Consider the following 21,121-nt stretch of genomic DNA (forward strand, 5'->3'; position numbering starts at 1 on the left):
GAAATAATTCTATTTCTAAAGATTTCTTTTTCGCAATCAGTTGTTTCAATTTTATGTTATTACTCCAATTTATTTGCTAATTATAAGTTTAGTGAATATAATTTTTTACACAACCGATTGCGTAAATCTAAAATCTTTTCTAATTTGTGCCAATGAAATCATAATCAGTCGATTCTGACTCGCTTAAAGCGGTCTCTTGATATTCTGAATCGTCTATTATCCCATTTTGAAAACTAATAAACCTACTATGCAAAAAACATTACTATTTTACACGGCAGGAATCGTTTGCAAGAATCGATTTTTGGCCTTGATCACAGTTTTACTACTGTGCTCCATAGCTTCATACGGTCAGCGTAAGGCGGTGACTGGGAAAGTGGTGGGAGGAGACACGAATGAACCTTTGCCGGGTGTGGCGGTGATGGTTAAGGGTACCAATGAAGGTACAGTTACTGATGTGGATGGAGCTTTTAGCGTCCAGGCGAATGCCAATGACATGCTTATTTTCTCTTTTGTTGGTTTTGCTACGGAGGAAGTGGCAGTGGGTTCACAAACTACAATAAATGTTACCCTCACCGAAGATATTACTGCTTTAGATGAAGTAGTAGTGGTCGGTTATGGTGTGAAGCAAAGAAAAGAAGCCGTTACAGGTTCCGTGGCTTCTATTGGTGGCGATGCTGTTCGGGAGGTGCCGTCTGCGAATATCACGCAATCACTGCAAGGACGCTTGCCTGGAGTTGAATTCACCCAGACATCATCAAGGCCAGGCGCTACCAGGCAGATACGTATTAGAGGTACACGATCATTAACCGCAAGTAATGATCCTCTGGTGGTTCTAGACGGTATTCCATTCGCAGGTTCCATTAGCGACATTGATCCAAATAGTATCAAAAGCATTGATATTCTGAAAGATGCATCAGCTACAGCTATTTATGGATCCAGAGGTGCTAACGGGGTAATATTGGTTACAACGAATAGAGGCCAAATGGGGCAAGCAGCTAGAATATCATATAATGCCTTTTATGGTGTAAATGATGTTTTCTCTAAATATCCGATGATGGATGGACCAGAGTTCGCCAGACTTAGAGCTGAGGCTGCGCGCACTGTTGATGACCTGGGTAGGGGTCCGGTTTTCTCCAACTCATCTGATGAAATGAATGATATTAACACAGATTGGCAGGATCTACTCTATAGAAAGGGTAAAATAATGAGTCATGACATTAATATTACCAAAGGATCTGATAATGGAAATTACTCTTTCGGTTTTGGATACTTTGAAGATGAAGGAGTATTGCCAACCAACCAATACACACGTTATTCATTAAGAGCAGCTATTGATCAGGAGGTAGGTGAATATTTCCGCTTTGGCTTAACTTCTAATAATAGTTACGGACTCACTGAAGGAAATCAGGTGGGGGTTGGAGATGCTCTGGCAGCCTCGCCATTGGCCAGTCCTTATGATGATGAGGGAAATCTGAAGAGAGCCACTTTTGCTTCTCAGGATGTTTACAAAGTATGGACAGCCGAAACAGTTGAAGATGTTAAGGACTTGTGGCTCAGCGAAACAAAAACTTACGGAACTTATAATAATATATATGGTGAAGTAGAGGCTCCCTGGGTGAAAGGTTTGAAATATCGCTTGAATTTAGGTCTTAACTTAAGAACCACTGAGGGTGGAAGTTTTACCGGAATAGGAGTTACAAATCCCACAGATCCTAATGCACTATCTTCAGCTTCTATAAGTCATTCACGTACAACAAGTTGGGTTATAGAGAACTTGCTATCTTATGATAAAACTTTCGCAGGGAAGCACGAAGTCAATGTAGTGGCCTTGTATTCTTCACAGGAAGAGAAATATAATAGCTCAAGAATTGCTGCCTTGGATTTACCGGCGGATCACTTTCAATACTATAATCTAGGATATGCGGAGGGGGAAATCACCATAAATCCAAATGAGCAAAATTATTCGGTTTGGGGTCTGAAATCATGGATGGGGCGTGTTATGTACTCCTATGATGATCGCTATATGCTTAGTGCCACAGTAAGATCAGATGGTTCTTCCAGATTGGCGCCAGGCCATAAATGGCATACTTACCCTGCCGTATCTGCCGGCTGGAATATTGCCAAAGAAAACTTTATGCAAGGAGTTTCTCCACTGAACCTATTGAAGCTAAGAGTGGGTTATGGCGAAACTTCTAATCAGGCCATTTCACCATATGCTACTCTTGGTCGACTGTCTACCAGGTTTTATAATTTCGGAGATGATGGTGAAGACAGTTATTCCACTGGTTATATTATTTCAGAGCTTCCAAATCAGGAATTAGGGTGGGAATATACTCAGACCTGGAACTTTGGTTTAGACTTTGGTCTGTTTGGGAATCGTCTCACTGGTACGGTGGAGTACTATAAGCAGCATACCAAAGATATACTTTTAAGTGTTGATCTTCCTCAAACTGCTGGTGTGAATAGCTATGTGGCCAATATTGGTGAAACAGAAAACAAAGGGGTGGAGATTTCACTCAATGGTATTATCATAGAAAATCCTGATGGTTTTACCTGGGAGGCTGGTTTTAATATTTATGCGAATAGAAACAAGCTTTTAGCACTTACATCTGGCCAGGAAAGAAATGAAGGTAACTGGTGGTTTGTTGGGCATCCTATCAATGTGATCTATGATTATGAGAAAGAAGGGCTTTGGCAGGAAGAAGATCCTTATCTTGATATACTCGAGCCTGGAGGAAACCCGGGAATGATTAAAGTGAAGTATACGGGGGAATACAATGCTGATGGTACTCCTGTAAGAGAGATTAATGAAGATGACCGACAAATACTGGATTTCAACCCAGATTTCCAGGGAGGATTCAATACTCGATTTGCTTACAAGGGACTAGAATTAAGTGTAGTGGGCGCTTTTAGGAAGGGTGGAACTTTGATCTCTACGCTCTATGGCGGCAGTAGCTATTTAAATCTTATGAGTGCCCGTCATAATAATGTATCAGTAGATTATTGGACACCTGAGAATACTGGTGCAGATTACCCTAGACCCGGTGGTGCTTCAGCCGGAGATAATCCTACTTATGCCAGCACTCTGGCCTATTTCGATGCTTCCTACCTGAAGATCAGAACTATGACTTTAGGCTATAAATTCAAAAAATCTAATTGGATGTCTTTGGCAGGCATTGAGCAACTGAGGCTTTATGTAACAGCTCAAAATCCATTTGTTATGTTCTCGCCATATAAAAGAGAGTCTGGAATGGATCCTGAAACCAATTCATATGGTAATCAAAATCAGGCAGTTACCACTCAGATACAGAGTCGTTTGCCAGTGCTCGCCGTTAACGCACCATCTACGCGCAGCTATCTAATCGGAATTAATTTGACTTTTTAAAAGTAGAAATCATGCAGAAATTATATAAGAAAATAGTATTAATGATTGCCGCGTAATTTCTGATGGCTGGCTGTCATGATATCCTGGAAGAAACCACAAGGGAAAGATTTGAGCCAGGCTTCTTTAAAACAGAGGAAGGAGTTGTAGGTGGGCTTACCGCACTATACGCTAATTTAAGAAGGGTATACGGTCAGCCTTATTATTATAATGCTACTGAAACAGGTACCGATGAATATACTTATGGTGCTCAGGCGGATGGAAACTTTCAAGCAGCAGATCTGTCGGGTTTAGGTATTCCTGATGCACAAACTAGTAGGTTTGATGTGCTATGGAATGCTTCATATGCAGCTATTAATTCCTCCAGTGGGATAATTGCTAATGCCACGGAGGCAGAAATGCCTGCTGCGCTTATTGCCGAGGCTCGATTCTTTAGAGCATTTGGATATTTTCAGCTAGTACAAGCCTTTGGTGGTGTGCCTTTAGATTTAGGTGGTGGAATTTTAGAATTTAACACAGCTCCTACACTAGTTTCTTCTCGAAATACTGTTCCTGAAGTGTATTCATTAGCAATTTTTCCTGATCTGGTGCAGGCAGTGGCTGATTTGGAAGACAACCCTCGAGTAAACGGTGGAGTCACTAAAAACGTAGCAAGACTGATATTAGCCAAGGCATATCTTACTTATGGTTGGTGGTTAGAAAATCCTAATAATATTCCCACATACCCTGAGGCGAGTAGAACTGACCCGGATGGGCATGATGCACAATGGTATTTTCAAGCGGCCTATGATGTTGCGACAAATGCTATTGATAACCCTGGACCATACATGCTTCAGGAAACATTTTATGATGTGAATCTAGCTCAAAACGATCGTAACAGTGAAATTATGCTATGGGCAGATCATACTGAATACAGTGCCAAGTATAGCGAAAGCAATGTTACTGGCTGGGACGGAGGTGATGCTCAAAATCAAGCTGTTTGGATGGTGACATGGTATTTTCATACTATAAAAGCCAGTGCTGATCCCGCCACCTGGTCACCAGTAGATGCCATGTTTAGAACAGTGCAGGCAGGGCAGTCTTATAGCAGAATGTGGTCAAGAATGGCTCCACCAATTGGTGTTTTTACCAATACTTTTGCAGATAAAACCAATGATTCCCGTTTTAATGGCACTTTCACCACGGCATATCGAGCTACATGGCACTACAATCCGGGACGAGCTGAAAATACGCTTTATGGTGCCAACTTTATGCCTGTAGGGCCAAATGACAGAATTCTCTCGTTTTTACCAAGTGATCCTGGAGGTATTGATTATTCTAATACTACATTCAATAGCGGCACGGAAGCTGGCTACTTGCCTGGAAGACAAGATTATGTGGTTCCATTAACCAAAATATCTAGAGCTGATTATCCTGGACTTTGGAAGCTGGGGGTTTATCGTCAGGGTAGCGATTATAATGATGATAAGGTGGCAAGCTCAAGACCATATAATATTCTTAAATTCTCAGAACTGTATTTCATTGCTGCCGAAGCAGCTGTTAAGGGGGCGAACGGCTCAAGAACTGCCCGAGATCTTATCAATGTAATCAGATCAAGAGCTGGTAAGTGGAGGTTTGATGTGGCTGAAAATCAAGAGAAACTAGAAGATTACAGTGCGGAAATGACCAACGCAACACCAGTTACCATAGATATTAATTATATTCTTGATGAACGCTCAAGGGAATATTTTGGTGAGGGCTACCGGTGGTATGATCTTGCTCGTACGCAAAAATGGGAAGAATATGCCGGAACCTATCAGATATCTCCGAAAGCTGGACAAGATCCCGTGACTGTAGAAAGAGAAATTGAGCCATATCTTTATCTACGCCCTGTACCTGTAGGACAGCTAGATCGAATGGATGGTGATGAGGCTTATAAAACTAACTATCAAAATCCTGGCTACAGAGGTGGTGAATAAAGTCTTGTAGGCAGTTTTCTGTAAAAATAAAAGGGTTAACAGATTCGCTGTTAACCCTTTTATTATTCTTAAGACCTGATTTTATTCCTTTACAAACTTCGAGTTGATTGTTCCATTAGGTGTGATGAATTCAAGGATATAATGTCCCTTTTTTAGGTTGCTCACATCTATTTTTTGATCTTCCCCGGAGAATGTTTCCTGCAATACTCTTTTACCTGATGTGTTGTATATACTAACCTCTTGAGCGCTGCGTCCCTCTGGTAGCTTTATGTGCAAAAAGCTTTGCACAGGATTTGGGTAAATTAATGCATTTTGTTCGTAAATATTTAAGTCATTCTCTGCCGGACTGTGCCTCGCAGAAGAACTTGACGATACACTAATTAATTGCCACTGAGCATTTTGATTAGTCGTATTGGCATATTGGCCACAAGCTGCTCCATTTGTATTTCTTCCCATTCCATCCAGATAAAGACCGGTAGCTCTGTTTTGAATTCGATAGTAGCTGCCGCTATATTGCTGGGCAATCCAGTGAGAGTTAGGATGGCTAGTGTTGGCCCATTGAGCTACGTCAGCACCGTTGGTGGTTGTGCCCATACCATCCAGATACAAACCAGCGCCTACATTTCTTAGTTGGTTATAGCCGTCGCCTGTACTAATAAACTGCCATTGAGAATTGGGATGAGACGTACTGGCCCATTGCACTGCAGGATCTCCATTAGTTGTTGATCCTAATCCATCTAAATACATCCCAGTAGCTCTATTTCGAATTTGATAAATACTTCCTGTACTACCTCCACCTCCAGAGCAGTTGCCAGCGGCACTTCCAGTGCCAGAGGGAGAGCCGGAGGTGGTTAAATATAGTTTGTCCAGCTGTGCTCCATCTTCTCGATAGGCAATGGTAAGGGTATGATTTCCAGAGCTTAAGTTATATGATGAGAAGCTATCCCAGGTCCAGGAGGTGGCTCCGGGAGCAATGTTGTTCCAGCTTTGCCAGCTGCCGTTATCGATTCTTACCCAGAAAGAATCATCGTTAGCTGTAGGCGTAATTACTCTGCCCCACAAGTTATAGTTTCCAGCAGTGCTGACATTAAAATTATAGGTAATATGTCCATTAGAGCTGGATGGAGCGGATGAAGTACTGTTGTTGCCAGGCTGGATTGTGACAAACTGGCCATTTGAAGCACTTTCGCTTGATGATGTGTTCCAAAGGCTGCCGGTTGATCCACATTCGGCTTCAAGCCATATTTCACTGGCATTACCACCGCCACCGCCATTGCCACCTGAAAGGTTTGGCGTAGTCCAGTTTACATATGATTGCCAGTTATAATTAAAATCTGATCTGGTGGGTTGCACTCTTATGGTGGTGTTAGTGCTGGTGTTGTTTCTTAGAAATTTATTTACAAATGCAGTAACCGCCGAGTTTTGACTTGATGCAGCTTGACAATGTTGGTGGCCTCCGGTGAAGTTAAAGCCAAAGCGATCTTCTACGCCCATGGCTTTCCATACTTCTAAAGCTGCCATGGTAGACTTATAGCCAGATTCATCTCCCAGCCAATCACCATAGTTTTCGTTTCCTAATGTTAAAAATGCCCGTGGTGCTATCATAGCTATTAGCTCGTGGTGATCATGCGGTAGACTGTATGGGTTTCTGCTGAGCATGCTACTCATAAACCATGAGCCATTGGTATTGTCAATTTTTTCAACATTAATACCTGTGCGGTTAACAAAATCCTGAGAGGCGCGCCATGAGTTAATACCTCCACCACCAGACTCCTGGGCAATTGTGAGTGCTATCCTTTCGTCTAGGGCACCTGAAAAAAGAGCCATTTTACCTGCATACGAACATCCGGTTACGGCTATTCTGCTCATATCCAGATTTAGTTGTGGTGCCACTATTTCTAAACCATCTATTAAACGACTGACTCCCCAGGACCAGGCGGCATAATCCCCAACATAAGTCAGGTTTGGGTAAAAGCGATAGAATGGTGCGCCAGTATCTTTCCCACTGAAAGAATATGTAGCTACCTGATTATGATTAAAGGGCACTTGTACAATACCATTAAATAAAGATGAGGATAAACTGCCTGTGCCGCTATTCATACCTATTACAATGGGGTGCGGTCCGCCTCCTGAAGGTATGCTAAATTGGGAGGTTAAAGTAAGCGATCTACCATTTTCACTAACAGTTACGGTAAGTGTATTGCCTGAATAGCTGGCAGTAACATTGGCAGGTTTGTTGGGTTTCTGGCCGATCTCATAGGCCTCGAGATCTGCTTTGATCTCATTCCTTCGGCAGATCCAGTCATCTAGTGATGATACCCGGCCACCACTGGTAAAACTAAAGGGATCTGGAAAGTTAGGATTATTGCTTAGACTTCCGGCGCTTACAGAGCAAGATTGCCACCTGTTTTCAACATTATATGAAATAGGGATTGATTGTGCTAAAGAATTGATAATCAGCCAAAAGAAGGCGAGCTTAAAAAGGATAATTGATTTGATTTTCATGAGTTTGTAGGTTTATTTTTAATTGGTTGAGTACGTTTTACTTCTGATATATTAGCCGTTTCAAGCACATATACGCCTGAAGGGAATTGAGATGAAAACAGTAATAGAATAGCTTTTTCATTGCGGTGAGGTTTTGGTTGAAATAGATTATCTGACAATGAGAAAAGGCTGGGACATTCAAATGCACTCATTAAAGGTGTGAAGAGCCTTTTCAAATTATCATAAAGTCGACTTATAGACAGTAATAAGTGATGCTTCAGTTAAGTGAATGGGTTAAGTGTACAAGTTTAGGTTTATGTGAAATTTACTCAATCGATTGCGTAATGAATTTATGAATATTAATTACTAAAAACCAGTGTTAATTTTAATAAATGCGATTTTCACATTGGCCTTTTCGATAAAACATTGATAGGTATATTATTAAGCTTTAAATAATAAACAATCGATTGTTTTGTGATCAGGAGTTTGGTTTGAATAAATTATCCATTGACATAAAAGTCTCTTTGATCATCAATGAATCAACTTCTTCTTTAAAAGAACAAAAACTATTGGTAAAGGAATAATTAATAAATTATACGCAATCGGTTGCATTATTTGTATGTCTTGATTAGTTTGAGATTTGAATTAATATGATCATGATCTGAAGCACTGAATTTCTATGCCTAAGCTTACTAGCTTTTTTGTTGTCATTTATCTTTTACTGTTCTCATGTGAAAGTGAGAAAGTACCATCAAGTCTTGAAGAGTCATATTATAATACCAGACAAAGAATCTCCATAAACGAAGGCTGGAAATTTATGAAATATGCCTCTGTGGAGAATGCTGATAGCTTAACTTATGATGTGAGGCCAGAAATAACTGACGACAGAGATGAAAAACCTGCGGATGAAAAACCAACCGAAGCCGTGGAGGTTGCTTCTACACATAATATTCTAAAGCCATGGATAATGCCTACAGGTAATTCATTTATCAAGGATGCTTTCAGGCACTACAAAAGACCCGAAGGAGATCCGGGAAAAGACTTTCCATTTGTAAAAGCTGACTTTGATGATGCCACCTGGGAAGTAGTTGATCTGCCACATGATTGGGCCATAAAAGGACAATTTATGGAAGGTTGGGATGCCGCAGTGGGAGGTGGTATGGGCAGGTTGCCAAGCCCTGGTGTGGGGTGGTACCGTAGAAAGATAGCTATTTCAGAAGCCGATCAAGATAAAAATATATATCTGGATATAGACGGAGCCATGTCTTATGCTATGGTCTGGCTCAATGGTCATCTGGTAGGCGGCTGGCCGTATGGCTATTCCTCATGGAGGGTAGAGCTAACTCCATATTTGAAGGAAGGGGATAATCAGCTGGCAATCAGAGTAGATAATCCATCTCATTCTTCTCGCTGGTATCCTGGTGGTGGTATTTACAGAAATGTGTGGTTAGTGAAAACCAATCCTACTCATGTGAGCCATTGGGGTGCTTCTGTTACTACAGAGGATGTCTCAAAGTCATCGGCAAGAATCCATTTGGAAATTGAAATTGAGAATAATGCTTTTGAAGAGAAGGAAATTTCTCTGCAAACAGATGTCTATGAAATCAATGAAAAAGGCGAAAGAACGGGCGCTATAGTTTCCTCTTTTGAGCCATCAACCCTAAGGATAGCGGGTAAAACATCAGTTTCTCATGCCGGAATTACAACCTTGAAGAATCCTAAATTATGGGGCCCTCCTCCTAATCAAACACCAAATTTATATGTAGCGGTCACTACGCTTTTGGAAGATGGAGAGCCTATAGATCATTATGAAACCACTTTTGGAGTCAGGTCAATCAAGTTTGATGCTGATAAAGGCCTTTTAGTCAATGGTGAACATGTTTTTATAAAAGGAGTAAACCAACATCATGATCTGGGTGCATTGGGAGCAGCTTTCAATGCCAGGGCTGCTGAGAGACAGTTGGTAATGCTGAAGGAGCTGGGGGCTAACGCCATACGAATAGCCCATAATCCGCCGGCACCAGAGTTATTGGAAATGACTGATCGTATGGGCTTTCTGGTAGTGGATGAATTGTATGACTGCTGGGAAAGAAAAAAGAATCCGCTGGATTTTCATTTGATCTTTCCCGATTGGCATGAACAGGATTTAAGAGCCTTGATCCGAAGAGACAGGAATCATCCCTCAGTGATCATGTGGAGCACTGGCAATGAGGTAGGTGAGCAATATACAGGTGAAGATGGGGCCAGGGTAGCTCAAGTGCTCAGAGAAATAGCGAATGATGAAGATCCCACCAGGCCAACTACCACTTCTATGAATTATGCCAAGCCCAATATGCCCATATCTGAGGAAATGGAAATTATGAGTCTAAACTATCAGGGTGAAGGCATAAGAAATGCTACAGCTTACAGCCATCTAAAAGGCATTAATACCGCCCCACTTTACCCCGCCTTTCATGATAAATTTCCAAATAAAATGATTGTGAGTAGTGAAAATGCTGCAGCGCTCAGCAGTAGAGGAACATATTTATTTCCTGTGGCTGAGGAGATTAGCTCGCCCATTGGCCAAGGTATTGGCGGAGATCCTGAGAAAATGTATGTAAGCGCCTATGAATTGTATACTGCTGATTTTGGATCATCAGCTGACAAAGTTTTCGCCTCTATTGATAAGCATCCATATGTCTCAGGAGGCTTTGTTTGGAGCGGGTGGGATTATCTTGGTGAACCGACTCCGTATTATTTAGCCCGGAGTTCTTATTTTGGTCTTATTGATCTCGCCGGATTCAAAAAGGATAGGTTTTATCTGTACCAGGCCAGATGGAGACCCGATTATCCTATGGCACATATTCTTCCTCACTGGAACTGGCCGAATAGAGTAGGGAAGGTTACTCCTGTGCATATTTTTACTTCTGGCGATGAGGCAGAATTATTTCTCAATGGGAAATCGTTAGGCAAAAAGAAAAAAGGAGAGTACGAATATCGCCTTCGCTGGGATGATGTGATCTATGAGCCAGGAGAGCTGAAGGTAATTGCCTATAAAGATGGAAAGCAATGGGCAGAGGAAATAGTGAAAACGACAGAGGCGGCCAATAAAGTAATTTTAGAAGCTGATAAAAAAGAATGTTATGCTGATGGCAAGGACCTGATATTTATCACAGCCAGAGTGGCTGATCATCATGGTAGTACTGTTCCGCAAGCCGATAATCTAATTGAATTTTCAATAGATGGGCCAGGAGAAATTGTAGCTACTGATAACGGTGATCCTACAGATATGACTGCTTTTCCATCGCATTCAAGAAAAGCTTTTGGAGGTTTAGCTTTGGTAATTATAAAAGCAAAAAAAGGAGAAAGCGGCATTATCAAGATCACTGCAAAATCCTCAGAGCTTAGTGCTGGCCTGCAAAATATTGCAATAATCAACCCTTAGAAGAACCTTAATATCATGAATAAAAACTTCATCCCTTTTCTGCTACTACTCCTTATTATTGGACAGATGAACTGTGCCACTGCTGAAGTTCAATTACCTCAGCTGGTCAGCGATGGCATGGTTTTGCAACGAAATGCAAAATTGAAGATTTGGGGCTGGGCAGATACGGGCGAGAATATAAAGGTAAAGTTCAAAGGCAAAAGCTATAAGGCAAAAGCTGATCATGAAGGAAATTGGTCAGTTTTACTTTCTGCCTCAAAGGCTGGTGGCCCCTATGAAATGGAGATAGCTGGTGAGAATAATAGTATCACTTTGAAGAATATATTAATTGGCGATGTCTGGCTGTGCTCAGGGCAATCTAACATGGTTCATTACTTGGGAGTACATCAGGATAGGTATTCAAAGGAAATTGCTCTGGCAAATTATTCTGAAATAAGACAGTTTTTTGTGCCTACTCTGGCTGTTTTCCCTGGACCGGCCAAAAATTTACCAGAAAGTAGCTGGAAGGAAGCCAATCCTGAAAATGTACTTCAGTTCTCGGTGGTGGCCTATTTTTTTGCCAAGAAGATCTATGAGAAATACAAAATTCCTATTGGCCTGATCAACTCTAGTGTTGGGGGCTCTCCCATTGAAGCCTGGATCAGTGAAGATGGCTTGAAAGATTTTGATGATCTCCTTAAAACAGTGGAGCAGAATAAAGATACGGCTTATGTATATGGTACCAACAGAAAAGCTGAAGCTTACCAGAGAGAAATGGCCAAGGATATGCCCAAAGACAAGGGGTTAGAGGAAGATGTGAAATGGTATGATCCTGATTATCAGTTGAAAAACTGGAGCCAGATGAATATCCCGGGCTACTGGGAAGATCAGGGAGTAAGTAATTTGGATGGAGTGGTTTGGTTTAGAAAAGATATTGAAATACCAGCATCTATGGCGGGAAAAGCAGCCAGGGTGGCACTTGGAAGAATTGTAGATGCCGATCAATTGTATGTAAATGGAAAGGAAGTTGGCAGTACCGGCTACATGTATCCTCAGCGTAGATATGATATTCCTGAAGGCTTGTTGAAAGCAGGTAAAAATACCTTTACCATTCGAGTGACTAATAACTTTGGAAAAGGTGGGTTTGTGCCTGATAAACCATATTATCTGGCGGTTGGCAAAGATACCTTGGACTTGAAAGGTTATTGGCAATATAAAGTGGGAGCAGTATATCAGCATAAGCCGAATAACGGGCCCAGAGGTATCGCTATGAGGAATCAGCCGGCAAGCTTTTACAATGGTATGATAGCTCCATTTATAAATTATTCTATTAAAGGCATTCTCTGGTATCAGGGAGAAAGTAATGCTGGTAGACCAGGCGAATACCTTGCATTACAGAAGGCTTTGATTCATGACTGGAGAACTCAGTTTCAAAATGAAAACTTACCTTTCTTATATGTACAGCTTCCTAATTTCATGGAGGTTAATTACCTGCCATCGGAGAGTAGCTGGGCAGAACTTAGGGAGGCACAACTACAATCTCTGGAAGCCCCAAATACTGCCATGGCCGTAGCTATCGATCTGGGAGAATGGAATGATATTCACCCGGATAGAAAAAAGCCTGTAGGAGATCGTTTGGCTCTTGCCGCGGAGAATCTGGTTTATGGAGACAAAAGCATAGTGTTTTCCGGCCCTATTTTTAAGTCTGCTTCAGTGGCTGATGGGAAGGTTCAGCTAAGCTTTGATCATACAGGAAGCGGCCTGATCTCTAATGATGGGGAGGAACTGAGGTGGTTCTCCATTGCTGGTGAAGATAAGCAGTTTGTGTGGGCTAAAGCCGAAATTAAAGGTGATCAGGTGGTAGTTTGGAGTGAGGAGGTGAAAGATCCGAAATATGTCCGATATGCCTGGGCTGATAATCCTGATCAAGTGAATTTTTACAATAAGGAAGGGCTTCCTGCTTCGCCATTTAGAACCAAAGAAATAACTCAAAAATGATCCATATTCAGCCACTAAATTTTAGGTGTGGCTGAATATGGATCGTACTCATTTAAGGTTCTTGGTTACGGTAGGACCTAAATAATTCGTTTCAGATGATTCGGACCTGGTCATTGAAAGCTTTTGCAGAACCACTCCAGGGTCTACCAACCAGTACTTCAGTGTATGCTTTCCTGACTTTTCTACCATTAGTTTAGTGCTGACAGTTCTAATGTTGTTGCTCACAGATTGTCCCCAAGTGTATCCATTTTCACCTTGGTGCATATTTAAAATTTGTGGGGCCTGATCATCTATGGAAATAGCCAGGCGAAGACCTTTATTATGATATGGTAATGTAGGCGATAAGTAGGCCGTCACATTTAGTTCTCCCTTATCTAGAAGGTAAATATCATACTCAAGGTGAGGGCTATTCTGGCCAGGTTTTTCCACTGTTTTGGTCACCGGCATAGCACTAACAGCCGAGGAGGTACGACCTAGATTAGGGATTTCTGTCCAGCTAATACCTTCTGTATTTATCGCTTTGGTGTAATCTTTTGGTTCAATGGAGATGACTCCGTTTTCTTCTACATAGGCCACTCCTGTAGGGACATCAATTTTCAAGGCCTCAATATTCACAACCACCTGCTGATCTGTGCCTGAAATGGTGATGGAGCCATTATTTGAACCACTTTTCTTAAGCTGATCCCAGTTTATGCTTATCCAAATTCGTTGTTGATGTTGAATTTTTCCTTCACTGCTGGAGATATTAATCCAGGGTTGTTCGGTAGATATAGTGTATTGAAAAGGTTTATTACCAAGATTAAATATATCTAAATACCATTTGTTTAATGGATTGATGCTGCTAAAAGCTGGAAGTGCAAGTGACCCTTGAGAATATGTCTCCTTTTTGCCTTCAATGGCTATTCCCATTTCAGCTTCTTGCTTTAAAGTTACACTTTGAGTGTTCGGAATAATGTTCTTCCTGGGCTCCTGCCAGCTAGTGTAGCCGATATGGGTTTGGTCCATCATATGGTTCCATTTGCCATTCAGGAGCTGGTGGTATTCATCGGCCAATTTCTGATCTTTATTGAAAAGTTCTTCGACTCTATTAGCCAAAGAGTCAGTAGCAGACCGGCCCTGCTGAGCGTACAGATTATTGAGTGCTGCGGCATAGTAAAGTTCATTGATATTGGCACTTGCCTTCACAGGGTAAGACACCAATTGAAAGTAAGCTGCTTGATAAGGTTCGGATAGCAGCTGTTGAATGCTATCAGTTTTTTCTACCAGCTGCTGATATTCATTTACTATAGTTTCAAACTCACCGTTGGTGATATTATAGGTCTCCGGAGAGAGTAGTTCTGGTTTTCGTCTACTATTGTATTTGGTGTACTTCTCCAGTATGTCACTAATAGCTTTTTCGTGTTCTTTGCCAAACTGAGAGGCAGTCCAGTTAATGGTGTAATCTGGCAGTTTATCAGCTGAAAGAGTAGGGTCCCAGGCGTAGTCCATAAAAAAGCTAATGGGATATTCCATAGGCTTGATGTCACCCACGTTTACGATCCATATTTTATCCGCATTGTAGTTGTAGGCTAGATTCATTTGCTCCCATGTTCTTGATATCTGATTAGTATTCAGCCACTTGTAGTTTCTTGGCCCACCTACATAATCGAAATGGTAATAAATGCCATATCCGCCGCTACGCAAGCTGTCGGATAATGCGGGTAGCTTGCGAATATTGCCCCAGTTGTCGTCACAAAGCAGTAGTGTAACATCATCTGGTACGCGCATACCTTTGTCATAATAATCCTGCACTTCCTTGTAAAGTGCCCAAAGTTGAGGAGTTTCTTTGGCGGGTTTTCCTGTTACTTCCTCAATGATTTCTCGCTGATCTTTTACTATATTTTCCAGCAGCTGAATATTACTATCCTCACTCATGGGCTCATCACCGTCACCCCGCATAGCAATGGTTACGATGCTTTCATTATTCTCCATTCGCTCCATGCCTTCTCGCCAAAATTCCTGTAAGATCTGTTTGTTTTTGCTGTAGTCCCACGGTCCCTTTCCGTATCTGCTCCATTCTACATGTGCTCGCATAAGAGGTTCGTGGTGCGAGGTGCCTATCACTACACCTAGTTTATTGGCTAAACGTGCACTCAGGCTATCATCATCGTAAATCGCACGGCCCCACATGGCTGGCCAAAGGTAATTGCCTTTCATTCTAAGTATGAGTTCGAAAACATGATTATAGAACTCATGATTGAAATCGCCGAAGTTTTCCTGCACCCAGCCTGATAGGGCAGGAGCCTCATCATTGATGAAAATTCCTCGGTATTTTACCTTCGGTGCATCAGTAAAGTTTTTAGTGATATAAATATTCTGCTGATGGATTACAGGCACATCTGCCCACCAATACCAGGGAGACACTCCAATCTTTTCTGAGAGGTCCATCATGCCATAAATAGTACCTCTTTTGTCACTACCGGCAATAATCAAGGCCTCATCAACTCCTTTAAATGGCTTTTTTATTTTTTGAATGAGAAAATGCTCCCACTTTCCGTCAATGCCGCTCACATCCAATTGACCGTTTTTTACCAGCTTGTCAATCAATGGATTTCTTCCTAATGTACCAATAATCACCAATTGCTCTGATTTAGGTGCCTTTTTGTCAATGAAAATCTCAGGCTTTATATTAGTAACCCTTTGAATATCAGATTGTAACCATCCAGCTATCTCCTGCACACCTTCAAACTCACCCGGGCTGAGATAGAAGGAGGTGGCCTTATTTTTAGCCACAAGAGGAAATGAGCCAGCCACGGCATTATAACTGACGTAATTTTCCTCTGGATCGAAGTTTTTTTGAGCCTTTAGGCTAATACAGAGACAAATTAAAAGATAGGTGATTAGGAAGCGTTTCATTTGAGTAGGTTTAGAAATTGAAGTTGGCAGGGTTCGGTCCCAGCCGCCTGTTTTGGTTGAGTTGATCAATGGTCTGGATATCTTCTTCCGAAAGTTCAAAATCGAAAATGTCGCTATTTTCTTTTATTCGTCCAGGATTAGTGCTCTTGGGTATGGTAGCCATGCCTTTCTGTAAATCCCATCTTAGAATAACTTGAGCAGCAGTTTTATTATGCCTGGCACCAATTTCTTTCAGCGTAGCATGGTTAAGATCTCCTTGCATCAATGGGCTCCAGGCCTGTGGCTGTATTTGGTGCTTCTGACAAAAGTTGATTAGATCTTGCTGTATCAGTTTGGGATGGAATTCAAATTGATTGACCATCGGTACAATGTCACTAGAGCCCATCAGATCTTCAAGTTGATCAATCAGGAAGTTACTTACACCAATGGCTTTAATTTTCCCGTCATTGTAAAGCGTTTCAAGGGCCTTCCAGGTTTCTTTGTATTTGCCTTTTACGGGCCAATGAATCAAGTATAAATCCAGGTATTCTAAATTCAGCTCATTGAGAGATGATTCAAAAGCCTTGATAGTTTTATCATATCCCTGATCACTATTCCAAACTTTGGTGGTTACGAATACATCTTTACGATCCAGCTTGTGTGAGTTGACTGCCTCACCTACACCTGCCTCATTTTTGTACATAGCCGCTGTATCAATGGCCCTATAGCCGCAGTCAAAAGCAGAATGAATAGCATTAATTACTTCTTTTCCATCTTTTGCTTTATATACACCTAAGCCTAAATAAGGCATTTGTACACCGTTATGTAGTGTTACCGTTCCTTGTACGTCAGAAATATTCATGTTAGTTATGGTTATTGATTATCATTATTATTGAAATCAACAACCTCCCAATAGGCTTGTTTACGATTAAAGTTTTGATCAAAAAGTAGTGGATAATTTTTTCTTCCCGGCACGGGATAGGTATCTAGCCAGCTGTATTTGTCGGAGATGTTCCAAAAAGTGACACCGGTAATTGTGTCTTTATACTCCCTGAATACACGAAAAAACATAGCATACTTTTTAGATTGTTTTTTCTGTAGCTCAGCTGTATACTCATCAGACTCACCTGGTTTTCTTTCCCTTACGTTCTTTTCCCAAGGATAAATGGAAACGTCAAGCTCTGTGATTTGTACCTCAAGTCCGAGAGATGCATATTTTTCAATGGCTGTTTTTAGTTCATTTTCCGAAGGCTCGAAAATTGACCAGTGACCTTGAATACCTACACCATCAATAGGTACTCCATTATCAATCAATTCCTTGAGGAAAGTATAAACTCTCTCACGCTTTTCCGGTCTTACTATATTGTAATCATTATAAAACAGTTTAGCATTAGGATCGGCGGCTTTGGCGTATTCAAATGCTTTAGCCACAAACTCTTTACCGCAGATCTGGTGCCATTTAGAGTCCCTATAAATCATGGTGGAATCATCGGCCACGGCTTCATTCACTACGTCCCAGGCATAAATGGTACCTTTATATCTATTCACTACAGTAGTAATATGATCCTTCAATCTGGCTAGCAGCTCCTCTTTATTTACATCATTACCCAGGCTATCTTTAAAGAGCCAGTTAGGTGTTTGCTGATGCCAGCAAAGTGCATGCCCCCTCAGCTTAAGGTTGTTTTCTTTTGCAAATGCAGCAATTTGATCGGCGTCTTTCCAGTAATATTCATCAGGTTTAGGATGGATAGGCCCCATCTTCATCACATTTTCCGGAGTCATACCGTTAAATTCTGAGGTGATGAGCTTTGCTTCTTCTCCCTTTAAGGCAGATGGATATACGGCTACGCCCACTGGGAAATAGTTTTGATAGTAGTCTTTTAGCCCTTTTGTAGAATCTAAAGCGATCTCTCCACTCACTTTGGAGGTAGGGGAGCTACAAGATGTTATTAAAAGCACAAAAAGTATGATAACAGGGCTTATGAGGGATGATTTGATCTGCATCTTAGTTGATTAGAAATAAAAATTTTTGATTAATTTAAACAATCGATTGCGTAAATGGAAATCATTGACTTAATTAATTTTAGAAAAGGATTGAATTTTGAATATGGGACGTCAGCAGTTCCATCAAGGGTATAAATATGTCCTGGAATTAAATTTTATTTTTTTATCATTTCTTAAATGATATATTTGTGTACAATCGATTGCACACATAAATTCTATGTCTCAAGGTCGATAAAGCAAGCTACTATCTGTTATATTTAGAGAAGATGTGTTATAAACTGAAAACGATTGAGAAGTTTCACATAGTCATAATCTTGCTGGGAGTGTTACTTTCAGGATGTGGCGGTGGAGAAAATGTAAAGAGCATTAAGCTAGGACACGGTCTGGACGTAACGCATCCGGTGCATCAGGCTATGGAGTTTATGGCTAAGCGTGTAGATGAGAAGTCTGGTGGTAAATTACATATCGAAATTTATCCCAGTCAGCAGTTGGGTACCGAAAGAGAATGTCTGGAGCTCCTTCAAATAGGCAGTTTAGGTATGACCAAAGTAAGTACAGGAGTTCTGGAAAATTTTGCTCCAGGAATGAAAGTTTTTGGTTTGCCATTCCTTTTTAGAGATCGTCAGCACTTTTATGATGTATTAGATAGTGATCTTGGAAACAGCCTATTGGCCGAGGGCGAGCAATATTGGTTAAAAGGACTAGCCTATTATGATGCAGGAAGTCGTAGTTTTTATACCATTGATAAACCAATTCATAAGCCGGAAGATCTTGCTGGTTTAAAAATACGAGTACAGGAAAGTGCCACTTCTATTGACATGGTAAAGGCCCTTGGCGGATCGCCTACTCCAGTAAGCTGGGGAGAGCTATATACCGCTCTACAGCAGGGCATTGTGGATGGAGCTGAGAATAACCCACCTAGCTTTTATCTTTCCCATCATTACGAAGTATGTAAATATTACAGTCTGGATGAGCATACCTACCTACCAGATGTACTGATCATGAGCACCATTGTTTGGGATAAACTCACGGATCAGGAAAAGCAGTGGATTAGTGAAGCCGTGACGGAGTCTGTTGGTTTCCAGAGAGAACTGTGGCAGAAGGCTGAGAAACAGGCGCTTGATTCTGTGAAAGCGCATGGTGTGGAGGTGATTTACCCCGAGAAAAATCTATTTAGCGATAGGGTGAATGACATGTACAATACATACGGTTCAGAAGCTAAAATGAAGAGTTTAATTCAAGAGATTCAGAATACAAAATGATTAAAAAAGTTATAGATAAAGTACTGGCTAACCTGCTGGTGGCCCTCATGGTGGTCATGGTGTTAGACGTACTATGGCAGATTTTTTCCAGGTATATTCTGGTTTCGCCAAGCTCATTTACTGACGAGCTGGCTCGATATCTTTTGATTTGGATTGGTGTACTTGGGGCTGCTTATGCTTCAGGTCAGGGTAGTCACCTGGCTATCAACTTACTGTCCGATAAGCTTAATGATAAACAGCAGATAAGGCTAAAGATCATACAGAACATTTTGATCATCATTTTTGCCTTGGCGGCCATGATTATTGGAGGAGGAAGATTAGTTTACATCACGTATGTACTGTCGCAAAATTCCCCTGCACTCAATATACCGCTATCCTTGATTTATGCAGTTATACCGGTGAGCGGATTGCTCATTCTTATTTATAAGGTATTAGAAATTATCTCTCCTAAAAATATTACCGATGGCCAGTGAAGTTATAATCCTCGTACTTAGTTTTTTAATCCTTTTAGGAATAGGCCTGCCAGTGGCTTGGAGTATTGGTATTTCTACCTTGTTCACCATGCTTATTTCTATTGATTCAGTGCCGGCAGTGACAACTATTGCACAAAGAATGGCTACCGGATTGGATAGTTTTGCCTTGCTGGCGATTCCCTTTTTTGTGCTCTCAGGGCAAATTATGAATCAGGGAGGTATAGCTAATCGACTCATTGCCTTTGCGAAAGCACTGGTGGGTTCTTTCCCTGGTGGCTTAGCCTATGTGAACATTATTGGAGCCATGTTATTTGGAGCTATTTCAGGCTCTGCTGCAGCGGCAGCCTCAGCTATTGGAGGTATTTTAGGCCCCAGAATGGAAAAAGAAGGCTATCCGAGAGAGTTTGGTGCCGCTATTAACATTACCAGTGCTACCACAGGTTTGGTAATACCACCATCAAACATCCTGATTGTTTACTCTCTGGCGAGTGGAGGGGCATCTATCACAGCCTTGTTCTTAGCAGGATATATTCCTGGAATTATCACTGGTTTAGTACTTATGGCCGTGGCGGCATATTGGGCTAAGAAGAAAAATTACCCTACTGGAGATAAGTCATCATTAAAGGATTTGGCGGTTAAGTTTTTCCATGCATTACCTAGTTTATTCCTTTTGGTAGTGGTTATAGGTGGTATTGTTACTGGTATTTTCACCGCTACTGAAGCTTCTGGCGTGGCAGTACTTTATACGTTCGTTTTAGCAATGATCTATGGTGAAATGGACAAGAAGAGATTCTTTGATATTTTCATCAAATCCATAGTTACTACCAGCGTGGTATTGTTGCTGATAGGTACTTCTATGAGTATGTCATGGGTTATGGCCTATGCAGATATACCCCAAAGTTTCAGCCAGGCTTTATTAGGGTTAAGCGATAACAAGTATGTTATCTTGCTTATAATCAACTTGATATTGCTGTTCATTGGTGTTTTTATGGATATGACGCCTGCGGTGTTAATCTTTACACCAATTTTCCTTCCTGTGGTAAAGAACCTGGGGATGGACCCGATTCATTTCGGGATTATCATGGTGCTCAATTTATGTATTGGGTTATGTACTCCACCGGTAGGGTCTGTGCTGTTTGTGGGGGTAGGTGTGGCTAAAACGTCTATTCAGAAAGTGATAAAACCACTTTTACCACTGTTCATAGCCATGTTAATTGTACTGTTATTAGTGACCTATATTCCTGGATTAAGTTTATGGTTACCTAAGGCGTTTGATTATTAAT

At 41.3% G+C, this 21,121-nt stretch carries 11 protein-coding genes; 7 read left to right on the top strand and 4 right to left on the bottom strand.

The window, feature by feature from the left end:
- Nucleotides 1-247 precede the first annotated feature (247 nt).
- Both LVD16_RS08760 and LVD16_RS08765 read left to right on the top strand, forming a co-directional pair.
- Nucleotides 248-3,385, top strand: coding sequence for a SusC/RagA family TonB-linked outer membrane protein (locus LVD16_RS08760; RefSeq protein ID WP_233773552.1), 3,138 nt, complete (start codon nt 248-250; stop codon nt 3,383-3,385).
- A 62-nt stretch (nt 3,386-3,447) separates the two neighbouring features.
- A complete protein-coding gene (locus LVD16_RS08765; RefSeq protein ID WP_233773553.1) occupies nt 3,448-5,340 on the top strand; it encodes a RagB/SusD family nutrient uptake outer membrane protein in 1,893 nt (630 codons plus the stop codon).
- An 81-nt stretch (nt 5,341-5,421) separates the two neighbouring features.
- On the opposite strand, the gene LVD16_RS08770 is transcribed toward LVD16_RS08765, so the two are convergent.
- Entirely contained in the window at nt 5,422-7,845 is a 2,424-nt protein-coding gene (locus tag LVD16_RS08770; RefSeq protein ID WP_233773554.1) for a glucuronyl esterase domain-containing protein, read from the bottom strand.
- Between the two features lie 658 nt (nt 7,846-8,503).
- Between LVD16_RS08770 and galB the strand changes: the two genes are divergently transcribed.
- Both galB and LVD16_RS08780 read left to right on the top strand, forming a co-directional pair.
- Entirely contained in the window at nt 8,504-11,248 is a 2,745-nt protein-coding gene (gene galB, locus LVD16_RS08775; RefSeq protein ID WP_233773555.1) for a beta-galactosidase GalB, read from the top strand.
- A gap of 15 nt (nt 11,249-11,263) precedes the next feature.
- Entirely contained in the window at nt 11,264-13,225 is a 1,962-nt protein-coding gene (locus LVD16_RS08780) for a sialate O-acetylesterase (protein ID WP_233773556.1), read from the top strand.
- Between the two features lie 48 nt (nt 13,226-13,273).
- Here LVD16_RS08780 and LVD16_RS08785 read toward each other — a convergent pair whose 3' ends face one another.
- From LVD16_RS08785 to LVD16_RS08795, 3 genes are read right to left on the bottom strand one after another with little or no spacing between them, the layout of a single operon-like run.
- The gene (locus LVD16_RS08785) at nt 13,274-16,120 is read right to left on the bottom strand and encodes a glycosyl hydrolase 115 family protein (RefSeq protein WP_233773557.1); all 2,847 of its coding nucleotides are present in this window, start codon (nt 16,118-16,120) and stop codon (nt 13,274-13,276) included.
- A gap of 10 nt (nt 16,121-16,130) precedes the next feature.
- Nucleotides 16,131-16,961, bottom strand: coding sequence for an aldo/keto reductase (locus tag LVD16_RS08790; RefSeq protein WP_233773558.1), 831 nt, complete (start codon nt 16,959-16,961; stop codon nt 16,131-16,133).
- 11 nt (nt 16,962-16,972) lie between these two features.
- Nucleotides 16,973-18,103, bottom strand: a complete 1,131-nt coding sequence (locus LVD16_RS08795) for an endo-1,4-beta-xylanase (protein ID WP_233773559.1) — start codon at nt 18,101-18,103, stop codon at nt 16,973-16,975.
- Between the two features lie 323 nt (nt 18,104-18,426).
- On the opposite strand from LVD16_RS08795, the gene LVD16_RS08800 reads away from it, so the two are divergent.
- From LVD16_RS08800 to LVD16_RS08810, 3 genes are read left to right on the top strand one after another with little or no spacing between them, the layout of a single operon-like run.
- A complete protein-coding gene (locus LVD16_RS08800) occupies nt 18,427-19,365 on the top strand; it encodes a TRAP transporter substrate-binding protein (RefSeq protein ID WP_233773560.1) in 939 nt (312 codons plus the stop codon).
- A complete protein-coding gene (locus LVD16_RS08805) occupies nt 19,362-19,838 on the top strand; it encodes a TRAP transporter small permease (RefSeq protein ID WP_233773561.1) in 477 nt (158 codons plus the stop codon). Before LVD16_RS08800 ends, LVD16_RS08805 begins: the two co-directional genes overlap by 4 nt.
- Nucleotides 19,828-21,120, top strand: coding sequence for a TRAP transporter large permease (locus LVD16_RS08810; RefSeq protein WP_233773562.1), 1,293 nt, complete (start codon nt 19,828-19,830; stop codon nt 21,118-21,120). Before LVD16_RS08805 ends, LVD16_RS08810 begins: the two co-directional genes overlap by 11 nt.
- Nucleotide 21,121: the final 1 nt, after the last annotated feature.

It is taken from the genome of Fulvivirga ligni (genome assembly GCF_021389935.1).
In the GTDB taxonomy this organism is placed as follows: Bacteria; Bacteroidota; Bacteroidia; order Cytophagales; family Cyclobacteriaceae; genus Fulvivirga; species Fulvivirga ligni.